Genomic DNA, 15,086 nt, shown 5'->3' with positions numbered 1-15,086 from the left:
GCGAAAAAATTGCGTAACACCTCAAACCTTAGAGTTACGCAATTTTTTAATATTATTGTTTCTCAACTAGGATTTTTTTACTTTTGCAATTTATCCAATTCAGGCCTGCTCCCAAACCACTCTTCGTAAACTTTGGTATAAGTGCCATTGTCGAAGATTGCTTGTAGGGCTTCATCAAACTCTTTTACTAGCTTGCTGCCTTTTGGAAATAAAATACCATAAAATTCTGCCTCAAATGCATCTGCATCCTCAATAACAACCAACTTGTCCTGCGGATTATTTTTCGCATATTCTTCCACAACGGTATTATCTGCTACAACCGCATCTGCACCACCAGCAAGTAACTCTTGGATCGCTAATACATTGTTTTCAAACTTCTTTAAGCTCGGACTATTTTTTCCAAGAATGGCCTCAGCTGCTTCTTGGCCAGTCGTACCATTTTGCACAGCCACTACTTTCCCCTTTAAATCCGCACCACTTTTGATTGGACTTCCTTCTTTCACCAAGATTTTATTGGTGGATAAGAAGTATGGTGACGAAAAATCATAGCTTTGCTTTCTTTCATCATTAATGGTGACTGCTGAAACGGCCAAGTCAGCTTGCTTCCCTTCAATTTCAACAAAAATCGGATCCCAACCGACGTGTTCAATCTTCACTTCATAACCAGCTTCCTTAGCTACCGCAGTAATAAAATCGATATCAAAACCGACAATATCACCTTTATCCATATATTCAAAAGGAGCATACGCTGCGTCTGTAACAATTCGAAGTGTTTTCTTTGTCTCTTGTGAATTGTTTCCTTCGTCATTTGATGTTTCCTTGCTTGTCCCACATGCGGACAAAATCAAAGAAAATGATAAGAACAAAACAAACATAATAGATAAATTTTTTCTCATGAACACTGTCCCCCAATTTTTGTTTTTTATACGCCTCACTTAATATAGTATTTTTGATTTCTTTCATATATGAATATAGTTCATTATAATTGCTAATGTGTTTTTATTCAATAATTCGTATAAAAAAACTTTATCAAACTATTATTTTAAAATAAAAACCATGAAGATTTTCAATTAGACCCTCATGGTTTTCAAGAGATACATTAATACACCGCTTCTAATCGGTATTTTCTTCGAAAACCAATCACTGATTATAATAGTGAATATTTTTATTCAACCATTCAATATTTTCAGGCTATTCCTTTTGTATTCCAAATCTTGCATTTATTTGCCCTTTTAGCATTTGTTTTCTAATTTTCCGATTTTCCTCTTTGCGAATTTCTTTTAACAGTTCCTGTCTGATTTCATTCGTTTGGACACCTTCTTCCCGCTTGTTAGCAATCTCGATAAGAATTTCAACATCATCAAAGGAATATTTCCGATTACCCCGTGCTGACCTTTCTGGGAAAATCAACCTTCTTTCTTCGTAATATCGTATTTGCCGTTCAGAAAGGCCTGTTAACTCGCTAACAACACCGATCGTAATGACTTTTCTGCTTTTATAGGAAGAATCCATCGCCACGTGCATCTCACCTCACATAATAGTTGTTTTAAGCAAAATTATATCTAAATGTACTGAATATTTACATTATTATGTTAGATTATATAACATATATTAAAAGTTCGTAAGAAAAACTAACAAGAATGATGTAAAGATTTCCAAAACATATTAATATTTCCTCAACAATCAATGAAGGATGTGTTGCTCATGCCGCTATTAAGAGAGGCAGTAGAAAATTTGCGACTAGTTTTCATTAATCGGCTAATCCGTATAGGTGCATACAAACAGAGTGATCCGATGCTTCATAAATTAACATTATCCGAATTAATCGATGAGTATAAAAACACGAAAAAGGATTACAAAACAAAACAACGGAAGCAAAGCTAGATTCAAGCATGCTAAATCAGTAAAAAATTATTTATTCTCTGCCCCCACATATCCCATCCTCTATTTCGTAATCTTTTATTGGAAGATGCGATCGCAAAAAAAACAATAGAGGTGGACACAATGAATATTTTTTCTACAAATCATCTTAAAAAAATTACTAAAGCATCACTAGCCCTTGTGCTAGCCGGTTCCTTTACTGTTTCTACAGCTGCATTCGCTGATGAAACAACAACAGAAACATCAAATAACTACGAAACCGTAGATTTACAAGAAATACAATCAGAATTAGAAAATTCACAAACAGAAACACCAAGCGTTGTACCTGGGGATTTCTTTTATTTTGCAAAAATTGCCCTTGAAAAGATCACCTTAGCCTTTACCTTTGATGATGCTAAGGAAGCAGAATTAATGGCAACATATGCATCTGAACGTCTTGCAGAAGCAGCTGCTTTATATGGTGAAGGAAAAGAAACTGAAGCATTAGAAGTCATCCAAACAGCAATTGAATACATGGAAAGTTCACAAGCCATCATTGATGATGTATCAGGTTCTGACGAGGCAGTTGCAGATGAAGCAGATTCTACAACTGACAGTACGGATGAAGCAGTAACCGATGAAACCACAACAGGTGAAGCTGTATCAGAAGATGGCAATACTAATGAAGATTCGACAGTCGTTGATGAAGAAAATGACGGAGAGCAAGGCGATCTCGATGAAGTTGAAGGGACATTAAGACATAATATCATTGCCTTAACTAAAGCAATGGAGCATGTCGGCAATGATCAAGCCCGCGCTTCATTACAGAAAAATATTGATAAAACCTATGCTAAAATTGCTAAAAAGCTAGCAAAACTCGAGAAGAAATATGGCAAAACTGAAACCGAAGAAGAAAATAGTGCAGTTACTGAAGAAACTACAAATACAGAGGAAGTTGTGACTCCAGCACCTGATGCTGAAGCGACTCCTGAAACAAGCGAATCAGTTCTAGCCACTACTGGTACGGAAACCATTAATCCAACTGTTACCGCACCACAAACCACTGAATCAGTCCAGAATTCAAACAGCCAGGCCCCACAAACAAAAGGGTATGAAAAGAAACAAGAAAAACAAGCTGAGAAAGCACAACCCGAAAGAGGTAACAGCGCTCAAGCCCACCAAAACAAACAAGAACAAAAAGGTAACAAAGAGAAATAAGCAAAACAAAGCCCCGGCACTCCAAAAGTGCCGGGGCTTTACTTTTATTGATAGATCGTTTCCTTGGCGCTGCCTGATACATACTCATATTGACGCAATCTAATTTGGAGCATCGCTAATGGGTCATTAAAGCGTTCCGGACATTCTCTCATCTTATTCAGCTGAGACTGGCTATCGATAATCGTTGTGTTGGTTTCTGATACAAGTTGCTGCAAGGTAACCTCTGGGTCCGTAAAGAACATTGTCACATCCCGCTCAAGGCCCTTTTCAAACAACTCAAGTTGCATCAGTAATCTGCTTGCAACTGATTCTGCGATCTCACTATAATTTTCATTTTCGATAAAGCTCTTATACTTCGAACTTAACAGCTTCTTATTTTGCGGTAATGCTCCAAATAGCTTACCAGCACCTTTTAGGAGGACTTGTGTTGGCGTAAATCGATTTAGGATATTTACCTTTTCAATTTGAACAATACTGGTCATCCGAATCACATCCCGACGCCAATCATTCAATATTTTAAAGTCACCCTCTAGCTGGACTCGTTCTTCTTCATACATCGAATTAAAGCCATCTGCTAATTCCTTTAGGAAACTTTGAGATTTATTAAATTCACTATTAGCTGTTTCAATCCAGCGCTGTAGCGCATCTTGGAATTTCGGCAACGCCGTTTGCATGATATAATCATCAATTCGCTTATTCATCTCGTTGTTTAGTTCCACGTGAATTTTACCAAAATCACTTGATTCTTTGACAAGTGCGCCACAACCTTTAAGTAATTCAGGAATTGCCGAAGTAATTTCGGTGCGAATCCCGTCAATCTCATGTTGATAGGCCTTTTTAATATTGCGAATTGATTCTGATTTTACATCATGTAATTGATTAATTGCCCCAGTAAGCTTCCCGACCATTTGCCCATTCCAATTCACTGAATGAACAAGATTATTTTCCTTAATCACTCGTTTTTCAATAATTTGGTTCAGCATTTTTTGTAAAAAAAATAATGTTTTTGTGGCACGTTGCTGTTCAAGCGTTATTTGATCAATATTACCTCTTAAGAAATCAGCCAAATCCTGTAGCTCAGCCCAGCTCGGATTATCAAGGGAAACCTGCATGATTTCCGCATTCGGGAAAAAGCTGTTAATAATCGTTGTTAAACCTTCTGCATTTGAGTTTTGGTCACCATTTTCGTTAATAAGCAAAAATTTAACGTTTAAGCGCGGATACTTTTGCTGAAGCTTCATAAATAGATTGCGATCTTGTTCCAAGAATGGCTCATTATCAGAAATCGCAAATACCAAACTATCAGCCATATGTATGCTTTCTGCATTTCGCTCATAAACATCTTCTGCATGAATGAAAGCAAGCCCACTTTCTCGTAAAAACACGTTAGGCAGCTTAAGCTCACTCCAATTGTTGCTCAATTCCGTTTGCTGCTGCTCATCACTAACATCAGACATCCACGGGGCATCATCCATATCTGTCCAATTCTGAACTTCCTCCGTATCACTGTCAGCAATTAACAAATTCGTTTCAATCGAATCAACTGGTAATTCACCAAGCAATTGATTATAAAAAATCGACTTCCCTTTCACAGATTCCCCAGCAATGATGATGTATTGAGTCTTGAGGTCTGCTAGTCGATCTATGATCCATTTCAACTTCGGACTTACCTGTATGCCCTGTACTTTTGTCCAGATATCGATTGATTCGACAAGGGCTTGGCAATGATCAAAGCTAAGCTTACTAGTTTTCATCGTTTGAATGATTTTATCTGCCTCATACACTAATTCTTTTAATTCACTTGAAGAATTCATTTCATCCCAAGCAAGTACGGCAGCCGCAGCGAAGAATCGCTGCTCATTAGTGGCGATTTTAACCCAATTCGTTAACAATCCCGGCATGATTTCAACAATGTCGTTCATTAAATATTTACCGTCAAGCAAGTACAAATACGTCTCTTGATAAAGGCTGGATAAACTGTTCCATGGCTTTCCTGACGAAACGCCAATCGCCTCAAAGAGATTATTAAACTGATTGAGCCAATTAAAATAGTACTCCCCATCATGGTAATTTTCCCAAAGCGCACTTGCTAATCTCTCAAAGCGCTCCGCATCGTTGCCCACAACAACTAATTGAACTTGATAAAAATAGGCCGGTGGCAAACCTTGGGCATGGCCATTTTCAATATAATCAATCAGACTGTCGACCCAGTCCATTGTCTCTGTTCGCGTTGCTTCGTTCACAGCGAGCTCGATTGCATGATCCCAATATTTATTCTCTTCAAAAAATCTTCGAGCAATCTCCGTAACATCGCGGTAGTCTGGATTTTGCAATACAGCCGATTTAATCATTTGTACGGCAAGATCGAGCTTCATTTCCTCAATGTAAAGATAAAATAAACTGATTAAAATTTCTGAGTTCAGTGTGCTTGAGTCAGTGGCAATTGCTTTATAAATTGATTCTGCCGAATAATACTCCTCAAGTTCAAAATAGGCATCCGCCATGTTTTTCTTTGCCCAAGGCCCCAACTCACTATCGATATTTTGCCATTTAAAAATAGCCGCTTCATAATCCCTCGCTGCATAATACACTTCTCCTTGTGCAAAGCGGATCGCTGCTAATTCAGGCAAGTTTTGCTGCTCCTTCACATACGCTTCCCCAAGCACCTCGATCGGATGACGGTCATCTCTTGGCTCTAAAAAAGTTTTGTAATACGTCTTATTAAGAAACTGTTCCTCAGACATGGCTTTCCTCCGGTTATGTAAAAGTTTGGATAAGGCTTTGTTTGAATAATTCCCTAGGCATGGGTTCAGATTGTTGAATTCGTTAGATTAATAGGTCGATAGTATACCGTTCGCAAAAAGTGGAGCATCTTGTGGGTATTTTCATTATTTAGATTCGATAATTAGCAAATTATTTAGTTTATAACATTATTATATCGTTTTATGGACAAAAAGTGGGAAGGAATCGCACGGGTTTTGTAGCTTTTCCCCTTTTTTGGAAGGATTTTATAAAAATAAAACTGGTAAGCTGAGGGGCTGTTGTGCCAGCCCCATTAAATCCGACCCTGCAACCGGTTCAGAAAGTTTCGATAAGCAAAACCAATGACCTCTTCCTCTTTGTAATACTTCAGTAGTTCGTTGATCAAGTTCTGGGTTTGCTCAGCATTTTCGAGATTTTCTACGAACAAGTTTATGCCATCAAAATCAGACCCCAAGCCAATATGCTTTACTCCCCCTAACGCACAGAAATGATCAATATGCTTGATGAGGTCAGCCAATTGCGCAGTTCCATCTTTCTTAATAAACGGCGGATAATACACAACATGAACTGTTCCCCCAGCATTAAACATCGCTTTCGCTTGCTCATCTGTTAAATTTCTTGGGTGATGACATATAGCTTTAGCATTTGAGTGACTAGCGATCGGGTATTGCGCAAGTTCCATCACATCCCAAAATCCCCGCTCACTAAGATGCGATACATCAGTCAATACCTGATGTTGATTGTTTTGCTTCACTACTTCTTTCCCGAATAGCGTTAAGCCTCCACCCCGCCCCTCAAGCGCTCCATCAGCTGCCAAATTTGCATAATTCCACGTCAATCCTACTGACTTCACACCCAACTGGTAAAGAATGCGAAGCTTGGTTAAATCATCAGCGATAGCATCAACGCCTTCAAGCGTCAGCATCGCACCGATCTGCCCAGGCTTCAATTTATAAAAATCAGACCATTTTTTAATATGCTTCATATCTGGATTTTTCTCGAGTACCTCTTGATAAAAATAATCAATTTGCTCGAGAACAACCTGGAATTTCTGCTCTTGCTTGATTTCAGGTTCAATAAAAATTGCAAAACACTGTACTTTTACTTGGCCTTTCATTAGGCGATGTTTATTTGTATTGAGTTCAGGTGCATTGGCAAAACTTAGCTTTCCCTTTTCTTCCCATAACTTGAGTAGTGCGTCACAGTGCAGGTCGATGACTTCCATCGAAGTACCCTCCTTTTACGATCATCTTAACTATTTAATGTATGAAGCATTAATTGCTATTAGACTGAAAATAAATAGCCCAACCTCCAAATAACAATTAGGAGATTGGGCTGCTTTCAGGGCTGATTTTTTGTTATTTGGTCCTGCTTGTTTTTGTCAAATGGGCTTTTGGAGAATTCATAATTTACGTCCTTACCTACCAATTTTGATGAAGTAGAAATTGTTACCGGCTTTAAATTATTGTTTGGCGCTGCTTGTTCATTCCATTTTCCCATATCATCCACCACCCTTTCTAAGATTAGTTTTAGGGAGCAATAGAAAAATCATACATCGATTTATTATCATAGTTTTCACTATTTTTACAGTGGAAATGTAATACCTAAGTTATAAAGCTAATAAAATGGTATTGGTAGTACATTTACCCAAATTTAAAAAGGAGGAAATGATGATGGGAGCAAAGTGGTTTAAGATTGCGGTGGTCTATTTTGTAATTGGCATTATCCTGGGTATTGTAATGGGAATTATACATGAATTTGAGTTGGCACCGGTCCACGCGCACATCAATTTACTCGGTTGGGTTTCCATGGCACTCTTTGGGGCAATTTATCATTTTTATCCGCAAGCCGGTGAAACCGGTTTGGCCAAAATCCATTTTTGGCTCCATAACCTTGGTGTACCCCTCATGCAGGGCGGACTCGCTTATTCGATTTTGGCTGACAGTGAAAGCCTTGCCATTGTGATCATTGTTGCTTCAATAGCTGTTGTTTTAGGTGGAATATTGTTTGCGGTGAACTTGTTTAGGAATGTGTGATAATATACACGAGGATATCCTCAAATGGAACATGAGTCGCTTCAGGTAATCGGACATACAATCCCTTATTTCAATGCAAAAAGGTGATTTCAGGTTTTGCAGGACATACGATTCCTTATTTAGCCTTAATAGGTGTTATTTGTTTGATTTTTTAGCAAATAAGGAACTCAATGTCCGAAAATATTTTAAAAATAGAGTTTTTATGAAAATAACGAACTCAATGTCCAAAGAAACGTTTGGACTATAAAATCAATTAAGAAAAAGCTGTCCTTAAAAGTTATAGGACAGCTTCCTTTATGTTTTCACAAAAGTTGTATTGACTAACCTAAATGATTGATTAGAGAATCTTAATGATACTTCATGAAACACATCATCTATTTTAGGATTCCCAGAACTTAGTAATAATCCCATAACTGTACCACTGTGAGCTATTACTACTCCTCCATTAAACCTTTTTGCTAAACGTTCAAATTCAGCAAAATAAGGTTTGGTCAGGATTTTTTGATTAATTTGAGCACTAATTGTACTTGCTCTATATATTAAAGTGAAATTCTGGTCTTTTATCCCCATCCTTAACATCTCATACGCTTCATGAAATCTTTTTCGATCCCCAATGGAGTAATTTTTATAAATTTTATTAAATTGTACAGTGTCAACTACATCTCCAAAATCTAAACCAACAATTGTAAAATCAGGCATTTTTCCGAGTTTCTCAATCAATCTTCCATTGATGTGATCGTAGGCAACAACGTCTTGATACATCACCCCATCAGTCGGCTCAATCCCAATTGCAATCTCAGAAATAATTTCTTCCGTAATCTGCAAATCAAAACTATCAGCAACTGCCCGAATCGCCGCCACGATATCCGCTGAGCTGCTTGCCATACCTTTTCCCACCAAAATATTTGACTCAATCACAAGCGTGCCGCCACATTTTATCTCGTAACGTTCCAATAGCTTTTTACAAGCCGTGACAGCCTTTGTTTTCCCAGCGGGTCCAATTAATCCAGGAGATTCCAGATTAGGAATAAATTTTGCTTCACTTTTCAAAGCCGGGATTGGCAGGGTAACCAAAAAAGGACGTTCATCAAGAACGCCTTGTACTAATTCTCCAAATGTCCCATTACAGCTACCCTTACCAATTTTCATAATAAACACCTATATTTTAATTAAAATTTATCACAAAGGTTATCGTTAATAATGATAAGCAAAACACAAATGCAGTTAACATCATAATTCGTACAGTATTGATGATATCATCCGCAATGATTTTGCGGTAGGGGTCCCCCATTTTTGCTCGGTTAGAGGCAATGCCTCCATAATAGTTTAAACCACCCAATTGGATACCTAACGCGCCTGCGACACCGGCCTCAGTAAAGCCAGAATTAGGCGAGGGATGTTTACGAGCATCCCGGAGTATTGTTTTCAAAGCGTTTCTGACATTAAATGCTTTGATCCAGACAACAAATAATAGGGCAACGACCGTTAACCGGGCCGGGATGAAATTAGCCACATCATCCAATCGCGCCGATGCCCAGCCTAAATTTTGATACTTCTCATTTTTATAGCCCACCATTGAATCAAGCGTATTTACCGCCCGATAAGCCATCGCTAAGGGTGCGCCACCGATTACGGCAAAGAACAAGGGAGAGATGATGGCATCAACTATGTTTTCGGCGACAGTCTCGACTGTTCCACGCGAGATTTCACTTTCGTCCAATTGCTCGGTATCTCTTCCAACAATCATTCCGAGACTTTTCCGAGCCTCGGTTAGATTGTTATTTTTTAAATGTTGGTATACTTCCATTCCAGCTTTACCAAGACCTTTGACAGCAATTGTCGTCGAAATGAGCCATATTTCAAGCGCAACGGCCAGCCAATCATGGATAAGACCTGCACCATAAATCAGCAATGCAACGACTAAATATGTACCACCGACAATCAAAAGCGGTAACAGTAGCCCCGCACGTTTTAGCTGTTCTTCCTTCGGAAAGACCTTTCGGATGAGTTTTTCTAATCGGCTAATATACTTGCCGATGATCACAACTGGATGTGGTAAAAATCGAGGATCGCCAACCACTAAATCAACTAAATAAGCTATAAAAATATAAATTGCATGAATAAACATGGTTTGTTTTAATCCTCCTGATATCGTACCACTTTACAAATCGCCTCATAGACAAGGCATCCGATTGCATTTCCAATTGATGTAGCAACCCCGGCGAATTGATGTGTTCGATATTGTGCACTGTTTTGGCTTACCGCAATGACGACTGAATCCGTTGTCGTGCCCGTTGCAATTTCACCATTTTCATCAACTATTTGTAAATCCTGCAGCGCGGCCGCCTTTGCTTCTGTGGCGGTGATAATAGAATTGGTAACTGCTGCTGGCGTCATACTGCTATCAATAAATATACACACGTTAATCGTTGAACATTGATAAGCAGGAAACGTTTCACGGCTTCTGCCAGCCCGAGCGTTATTCCCAAGTCCCGCCGTCACCACACAAACCAGCTTAAATTCATCGCCCACCATTTCTTTCACCGATGCAGTGTGGATGTAAGCAGCAGTTTGTAGGCCAAGGCTTTCGCTAACAGGATAGCCCCATTCAGTTAGCTTCTGTTCCATTAAAAGAGTTGGATCTATTGATGAATAATCAAGCGGAACCTTCCAATTCACAAAATGACTTGCCTGGTGTAAGCCGCCACCATAAACAGCACTACTCAGCGTTTCCAGTTTAGCTGGCAATTTGCATAAAATATGATCTTCCTTTTTTTCAATGACCAGCTCTGGCCAAACCTGAGATTGATAGAAATTTTGTTGTATGAAAGGCTGCATTTTTTCTTCCTCGCAGATTCTATATGTATTTTACTTTCGTAAATTGTTTTTCATTTTTATCATAATGGACAAGCAATCCATGTCCATGCTTAATTCCATCAATGTACCAAAACTGCTTCGGGTCACCGAGCAGCCATTTTGATTTAAACCAGCGAATCGGTCCGCCGTGACAAACAATCATGATTTTTTCATCAAAATGAGCCTGTTGTAAGAGCTGCTCAAACCATGCATCAAAGCGCCCGCCAAGCTGAACCAGTGTTTCGCCGTTCGGAGGGGCAATTTCAAACGGATTATCAATCCAGGCAGTAACTTGTACATGGTCAGCTGCCATTATCTGCTCGTAGGTTCTGCATTCCCAGGCTCCAAAGTTTAATTCACGTAAAGCAGGAACAAGGGTGGGAGTCCGCTTCAAATTAAGATTTTTAGCAATAATACCCGCCGTTTCCTGACACCGCTTTAAATCACTGGAATAAAATGTATCCCACTCATCCACTAATTGCGGTGAGAATCTCTCGATTTGGTCTTGTCCATGCTCATTTAGCGAGGCATCAGTATGTCCTAGATACGTTTGTGCCGCATTTTCATCGGTTTCCCCATGCCTGACAAAAACAATTTTCATTACATCAGCCCCCATAACGCCAAGGCGACAAACAAAGAGACGGCTTCACTCCACTCGACGAGCGCCCCGTAGCAATCTCCTGTTAACATTCCTAATTTTTTAAAAATCGTAACAACAAGTAGCCCACTAAAAATGGCCGTGATGAATAGCCATATTACGCCATCCATACTTATTAAATAATAAGACAACGATAAAATAAATACAAAATTCAAAAAAATTATCAACCATGACAAATTTACTCGTAGCCCTTCACCAATTCCTCCTTGATTGCGATAAGGAAAAAAGTAAATGGCACTGATTAATAAAAATCGCGCCAAAATTGGACTCAACAATAGAATAACAGCACCTTCTTGATGCAGCAGTTCATATACAGCAATCCATTTGCCGCCAATTAAGCAAATTGCGGCAATAACCCCCATTGCACCAACACGACTGTCCTTCATTATTTCCAAAATTTGCTCCCGGCTCTTGTTCGAGCCAAAGCCATCTGCAAGGTCCATCCAACCATCAATGTGCAAGCCACCAGTGATCCAAATCCAGAGGAGGACGAGCAAAAATGCTGTTATGGTTGTTGGAAAAAACTGTTCTAGTGTTATGGCAGCAAGATACAGCACTCCACCAATCACCAAACCGACTAGCGGAAAATAACGAGCACTTTTATGCCAATCTGTTTTAGAAATATTCATTTGTGGCAACGGGATACGTGACATAAACATCAATGCGGCAAAAAAAGCTTTCATTATTTCAACCTCACTGGTAGTCCGGATAGAACGGCATAGGCTTCATCAGCACTCTGAGCAATGCGCTGATTGCATTCTCCGAGGACATCATGGAACAATCGTCCGAGCGATGACATTGCCACTCCACCTAGGCCGACCTCACTTGAAACGACGATGACTCGTTGCGACATATCAGCAATTTGCGCAAGCCACGCTTCGACCTCGTTGAGGATTTCACGTCGGTATTTCTCATTGTGCAGCTCTCCTTCTGGAATTTGTATGAGCCGATTGGTCAGCCATGTTGAAAAACAATCAACGAGGACAACTTCATATTCTTGATATTGCTTGATTGGCGCGAGGAGCTCGTATGGTTTTTCGATGGTTCCCCAGGTATTCGGGCGGCGCAGTTGATGCTTTTCAATCCGCTCCTGCATTTCTTCGTCCGTATTCACGCCAAATGCCACATATAAAACTGGCCGCTCGAACGATGCTGCAACCTTCTCGGCATATTCGCTTTTTCCGGAGCGAACCCCACCCGTTACGTATGTTAACGACATAAGTCCAAGCTCCTCTCTTCAGCAACCTTTTGCAAAGTAGTCAGAAGTTGATCGTTTTCCTGCTTCGTACGAACAGCAATCCGAAAATCATGCTCTGTTAAGCCCGGATACATCGCACAAGAACGAATCATAACCCCGCGCTTACCCATTTCCCACTGCAACTCTGCAGCCTTCATTGTTTCCGGCAGCCGTACTAATAGAAAATTGGCTTGTCCCGAAAAAACAAACCAACCAAGCTTTTCTTCAATAGATTGCTTTAAATATTCTCGTTGCTCCTCAATTAGGGCAATCGTCTGTTCCTCATACTCCATCTCATCCAAACAAATTTCTCCTGCAGTGAGTGCGAGCTGGTTCACGCTCCAGGTCACTTGTTTTTCTTGTAATCTAGCAATTGTTTCCGGCTCCGAAACGGCATAACCCAGCCGCAGTCCGGGGATTGCGTAAAACTTAGTCAGCGAACGAACGATGATCAGTTTTGTGTATTGTGGTAAGTTTGGCAGCAGGGTTACTTGTTTATTTTTTGGAATAAAATCAATAAATGCCTCGTCAATAACAAGATAAGTGTTGGTAGCTTCAGCCTGAGCCGCAATTGCTTCCAGCTCCTCAAGACTGTAAGTGATTCCAGTTGGATTGTTAGGGTGACCAATAAACGCTAAATCAACCTCTTTGAACAACGCAAACAAATCTTGAAGGTCTGGTTTAAACTGCTGTTCAACCCGACCGTAACAAGCTTTGATTTTTGCCCCAAAGGCCGTTGATAGTTTCTCATATTCCGAGAAGCATGGATAAACGACGCCAACCGTCTGCGGCTCGAGAGCCAGAATAATTAACGCCATACATTCTGCAGCGCCATTGCCGATTATGATTTGCTCAAGCTTCAGAGCAAATCGATCCGCTAGCTTCTCTTTGAGCTTTCGTTGGGCAGGGTCTGGGTAGTGGATGATTGAATCGAGCTGCTGTTTGATCGTCTCCATCACCTTTGGCGGCGGTCCAAGCGGATTAATATTTGCGCTAAAATCAAGCAGTGGCACTGAACCCAAACCAAATTGCGCTTGAGCCGTTAATAAGTCACCACCATGGCCATATTTTTCAATCCACGCCATTAATACTCAATCCCTTTCACCGCGGGTATTCCGTCCTGATAATAGTGCTTGATTTCTTTCATCTCCGTCACTAGGTCAGCTGCATCGATAATTTCTGGCTTAGCTGAACGGCCAGTAATGATTAAGTGCATGCTCTGGCTGCGATTTTTGATGAGCGCAAGTACTTCAGAAAGTGGCAGTACATCATCAATTGGAAAGCTGTCGATTGCTAGCGCATTGTTAATTTCATCTAAAATAACGACATCGTAATCGCCAGAATAAACCTTTTCTTTCGTGAACTCCCACGCTTTACGAAGGGCCTCGCGATGTTCTTCAGGCGTTTTTGTCCATGTAAAGCCAATGCCGAGCTGGTGCATTTCAATACCGATTTTTTCAAACATTGTTTTTTCGCCTGTGCTGCGGTCTGGCGATTTGATGAATTGAATCATTAGTACCTTTTTGCCACTACCAGTTGCACGGATGGCAATCCCTAACGCTGCGGTGGTTTTCCCTTTGCCATCTCCGGTATAAACTAATGTCAGGCCTTGTTGTGTTTTTTTCATTTTTTGTTCCACCATCCTCATTGTTGTAATCATCCTAACCCTTTGGTTACAGTTCAAAATCTAATTACATATTTGCTTACGCTTCGGTGAACCATTTTATTTTTTCACGCAAAGAAATTACTTCCCCAACCAAGACAATCGCTGGATGGGTAATATTTGCTTCGGCTGCTACCCCTTCAATCGTCGCCAATGTACCCGTGACCGTCCGCTGTTTAGCTGTCGTGCCCCACTGAATCAGCGCTGCAGGTGTATCTTTACTTTTTCCATGTGCAATAAGCTGCTCGCAAATATATTGTAAATTGCCCACTCCCATATAAAAGGCAATCGTATCAATTCCTGTTGCCAAAGCCGCCCAATTGATCCCATCAGCGTTCTTTTCTGCACGACCGTGGCCAGTTACAATCGCAAATGATGAGGCAAAATCGCGATGCGTGACTGGAATTCCAGCATAAGCCGGTGCGGCAATCCCAGACGTAATGCCGGGAACGATTTCAAAGCCAATCCCGTGCTCTGCCAAGACCTCGGCCTCTTCACCAACCCGACCGAATACGCACGGGTCGCCGCCTTTCAAGCGAGTAACGGTCTTACCAAGCTGCGCATGCTCCACCATCAGCTCGTTAATTCTATCCTGAATGACCTCATGCTTGCCAGGTAGTTTGCCAACAAAGATCAGCTCGGCCTCAGGCTTCGCATATCCTAACAATTTTTCATTAACAAGACGGTCGTAAAGAATCACATCCGCTTTTTGGATGCATTCCATTCCGTACACCGTAATTAATTTTGGATCCCCTGGACCCGCTCCTACTAAATAAACCGTACCTGCCATCTTTG

Annotated in this window: 17 protein-coding genes; 3 read left to right on the top strand and 14 right to left on the bottom strand. The window is 40.5% G+C overall.

Going from position 1 to position 15,086, the window contains the following annotated elements:
- Positions 1-77 precede the first annotated feature (77 nt).
- Together HHO41_RS05355 and HHO41_RS05350 are read right to left on the bottom strand one after the other, a co-directional pair.
- Entirely contained in the window at positions 78-896 is an 819-nt protein-coding gene (locus HHO41_RS05355; protein ID WP_169096238.1) for a basic amino acid ABC transporter substrate-binding protein, read from the bottom strand.
- A 295-nt stretch (positions 897-1,191) separates the two neighbouring features.
- Positions 1,192-1,518 carry a MerR family transcriptional regulator gene (locus HHO41_RS05350; protein WP_348981220.1) on the bottom strand — a complete coding sequence of 109 codons (327 nt, stop codon included), beginning with the start codon at positions 1,516-1,518 and terminating at the stop codon, positions 1,192-1,194.
- A 186-nt stretch (positions 1,519-1,704) separates the two neighbouring features.
- Here HHO41_RS05350 and HHO41_RS05345 point away from each other — a divergent pair, with 186 nt between their 5' ends.
- Positions 1,705-1,884, top strand: a complete 180-nt coding sequence (locus HHO41_RS05345) for a Fur-regulated basic protein FbpA (protein ID WP_169096236.1) — start codon at positions 1,705-1,707, stop codon at positions 1,882-1,884.
- A 120-nt stretch (positions 1,885-2,004) separates the two neighbouring features.
- Positions 2,005-3,078 (top strand): DUF5667 domain-containing protein, encoded by a 1,074-nt coding sequence (locus tag HHO41_RS05340; protein WP_169096234.1) that lies wholly within the window; start codon positions 2,005-2,007, stop codon positions 3,076-3,078.
- A 44-nt stretch (positions 3,079-3,122) separates the two neighbouring features.
- On the opposite strand, the gene HHO41_RS05335 is transcribed toward HHO41_RS05340, so the two are convergent.
- The 3 genes from HHO41_RS05335 to HHO41_RS05325 form a co-directional block, all read right to left on the bottom strand.
- The gene (locus tag HHO41_RS05335; RefSeq protein WP_169096232.1) at positions 3,123-5,822 is read right to left on the bottom strand and encodes a tetratricopeptide repeat protein; all 2,700 of its coding nucleotides are present in this window, start codon (positions 5,820-5,822) and stop codon (positions 3,123-3,125) included.
- A 311-nt stretch (positions 5,823-6,133) separates the two neighbouring features.
- On the bottom strand, positions 6,134-7,066 hold the full coding sequence (locus HHO41_RS05330; protein ID WP_169096230.1) for a dipeptidase: 933 nt from the start codon (positions 7,064-7,066) through the stop codon (positions 6,134-6,136).
- 116 nt (positions 7,067-7,182) lie between these two features.
- Positions 7,183-7,341, bottom strand: coding sequence for a hypothetical protein (locus HHO41_RS05325; RefSeq protein ID WP_169096228.1), 159 nt, complete (start codon positions 7,339-7,341; stop codon positions 7,183-7,185).
- 173 nt (positions 7,342-7,514) lie between these two features.
- Here HHO41_RS05325 and HHO41_RS05320 point away from each other — a divergent pair, with 173 nt between their 5' ends.
- Positions 7,515-7,877, top strand: coding sequence for a cytochrome-c oxidase (locus tag HHO41_RS05320; RefSeq protein ID WP_169096226.1), 363 nt, complete (start codon positions 7,515-7,517; stop codon positions 7,875-7,877).
- 294 nt (positions 7,878-8,171) lie between these two features.
- On the opposite strand, the gene HHO41_RS05315 is transcribed toward HHO41_RS05320, so the two are convergent.
- The 9 genes from HHO41_RS05315 to cobA form a co-directional block, all read right to left on the bottom strand.
- The gene (locus HHO41_RS05315; RefSeq protein ID WP_169096224.1) at positions 8,172-9,026 is read right to left on the bottom strand and encodes a GHMP family kinase ATP-binding protein; all 855 of its coding nucleotides are present in this window, start codon (positions 9,024-9,026) and stop codon (positions 8,172-8,174) included.
- A 16-nt stretch (positions 9,027-9,042) separates the two neighbouring features.
- Positions 9,043-10,005: an adenosylcobinamide-phosphate synthase CbiB gene (gene cbiB / locus HHO41_RS05310; RefSeq protein ID WP_211171045.1), complete on the bottom strand. Its 963-nt coding sequence runs from the start codon at positions 10,003-10,005 to the stop codon at positions 9,043-9,045.
- An 8-nt stretch (positions 10,006-10,013) separates the two neighbouring features.
- Positions 10,014-10,715, bottom strand: coding sequence for an adenosylcobinamide amidohydrolase (locus HHO41_RS05305; RefSeq protein ID WP_169096222.1), 702 nt, complete (start codon positions 10,713-10,715; stop codon positions 10,014-10,016).
- A gap of 19 nt (positions 10,716-10,734) precedes the next feature.
- Positions 10,735-11,334, bottom strand: a complete 600-nt coding sequence (locus tag HHO41_RS05300; RefSeq protein ID WP_169096220.1) for a histidine phosphatase family protein — start codon at positions 11,332-11,334, stop codon at positions 10,735-10,737.
- Positions 11,334-12,074: an adenosylcobinamide-GDP ribazoletransferase gene (gene cobS / locus HHO41_RS05295; RefSeq protein ID WP_169096218.1), complete on the bottom strand. Its 741-nt coding sequence runs from the start codon at positions 12,072-12,074 to the stop codon at positions 11,334-11,336. Before cobS ends, HHO41_RS05300 begins: the two co-directional genes overlap by 1 nt.
- Positions 12,074-12,610, bottom strand: a complete 537-nt coding sequence (gene cobU / locus HHO41_RS05290; protein ID WP_169096216.1) for a bifunctional adenosylcobinamide kinase/adenosylcobinamide-phosphate guanylyltransferase — start codon at positions 12,608-12,610, stop codon at positions 12,074-12,076. Before cobU ends, cobS begins: the two co-directional genes overlap by 1 nt.
- Positions 12,601-13,713, bottom strand: a complete 1,113-nt coding sequence (gene cobD, locus HHO41_RS05285; RefSeq protein WP_169096214.1) for a threonine-phosphate decarboxylase CobD — start codon at positions 13,711-13,713, stop codon at positions 12,601-12,603. The genes cobU and cobD overlap by 10 nt, the downstream gene beginning before the upstream one ends.
- Positions 13,713-14,270: a cob(I)yrinic acid a,c-diamide adenosyltransferase gene (gene cobO, locus HHO41_RS05280; RefSeq protein WP_169096460.1), complete on the bottom strand. Its 558-nt coding sequence runs from the start codon at positions 14,268-14,270 to the stop codon at positions 13,713-13,715. The genes cobD and cobO overlap by 1 nt, the downstream gene beginning before the upstream one ends.
- A gap of 61 nt (positions 14,271-14,331) precedes the next feature.
- On the bottom strand, positions 14,332-15,081 hold the full coding sequence (cobA, locus tag HHO41_RS05275) for a uroporphyrinogen-III C-methyltransferase (protein ID WP_169096212.1): 750 nt from the start codon (positions 15,079-15,081) through the stop codon (positions 14,332-14,334).
- Positions 15,082-15,086 lie beyond the last annotated feature (5 nt).

The organism is Bacillus sp. DNRA2, from assembly GCF_012843265.1.
Lineage (GTDB): Bacteria > Bacillota > Bacilli > Bacillales > Cytobacillaceae > Bacillus_BU.
Note: the sequence above shows the minus strand (reverse complement) of the source record. Positions and strands in the feature narration are given on the sequence as shown.

Excerpts from the sequence above, each read along its gene's own strand:
- HHO41_RS05345 (WP_169096236.1), top strand. The coding sequence starts at position 1,705 with ATGCCGCTATTAAGAGAGGCAGTAGAAAATTTGCGACTAGTTTTCATT.
- HHO41_RS05305 (WP_169096222.1), bottom strand. The coding sequence starts at position 10,715 with ATGCAGCCTTTCATACAACAAAATTTCTATCAATCTCAGGTTTGGCCA.
- HHO41_RS05325 (WP_169096228.1), bottom strand. The coding sequence starts at position 7,341 with ATGGGAAAATGGAATGAACAAGCAGCGCCAAACAATAATTTAAAGCCG.
- HHO41_RS05335 (WP_169096232.1), bottom strand. The coding sequence starts at position 5,822 with ATGTCTGAGGAACAGTTTCTTAATAAGACGTATTACAAAACTTTTTTA.
- HHO41_RS05340 (WP_169096234.1), top strand. The coding sequence starts at position 2,005 with ATGAATATTTTTTCTACAAATCATCTTAAAAAAATTACTAAAGCATCA.
- HHO41_RS05320 (WP_169096226.1), top strand. The coding sequence starts at position 7,515 with ATGGGAGCAAAGTGGTTTAAGATTGCGGTGGTCTATTTTGTAATTGGC.
- HHO41_RS05330 (WP_169096230.1), bottom strand. The coding sequence starts at position 7,066 with ATGGAAGTCATCGACCTGCACTGTGACGCACTACTCAAGTTATGGGAA.
- HHO41_RS05300 (WP_169096220.1), bottom strand. The coding sequence starts at position 11,334 with ATGAAAATTGTTTTTGTCAGGCATGGGGAAACCGATGAAAATGCGGCA.
- HHO41_RS05355 (WP_169096238.1), bottom strand. The coding sequence starts at position 896 with ATGAGAAAAAATTTATCTATTATGTTTGTTTTGTTCTTATCATTTTCT.
- cbiB (WP_211171045.1), bottom strand. The coding sequence starts at position 10,005 with ATGTTTATTCATGCAATTTATATTTTTATAGCTTATTTAGTTGATTTA.
- cobO (WP_169096460.1), bottom strand. The coding sequence starts at position 14,270 with ATGGTGGAACAAAAAATGAAAAAAACACAACAAGGCCTGACATTAGTT.
- cobS (WP_169096218.1), bottom strand. The coding sequence starts at position 12,074 with ATGAAAGCTTTTTTTGCCGCATTGATGTTTATGTCACGTATCCCGTTG.
- cobA (WP_169096212.1), bottom strand. The coding sequence starts at position 15,081 with ATGGCAGGTACGGTTTATTTAGTAGGAGCGGGTCCAGGGGATCCAAAA.
- cobU (WP_169096216.1), bottom strand. The coding sequence starts at position 12,610 with ATGTCGTTAACATACGTAACGGGTGGGGTTCGCTCCGGAAAAAGCGAA.
- HHO41_RS05315 (WP_169096224.1), bottom strand. The coding sequence starts at position 9,026 with ATGAAAATTGGTAAGGGTAGCTGTAATGGGACATTTGGAGAATTAGTA.
- cobD (WP_169096214.1), bottom strand. The coding sequence starts at position 13,713 with ATGGCGTGGATTGAAAAATATGGCCATGGTGGTGACTTATTAACGGCT.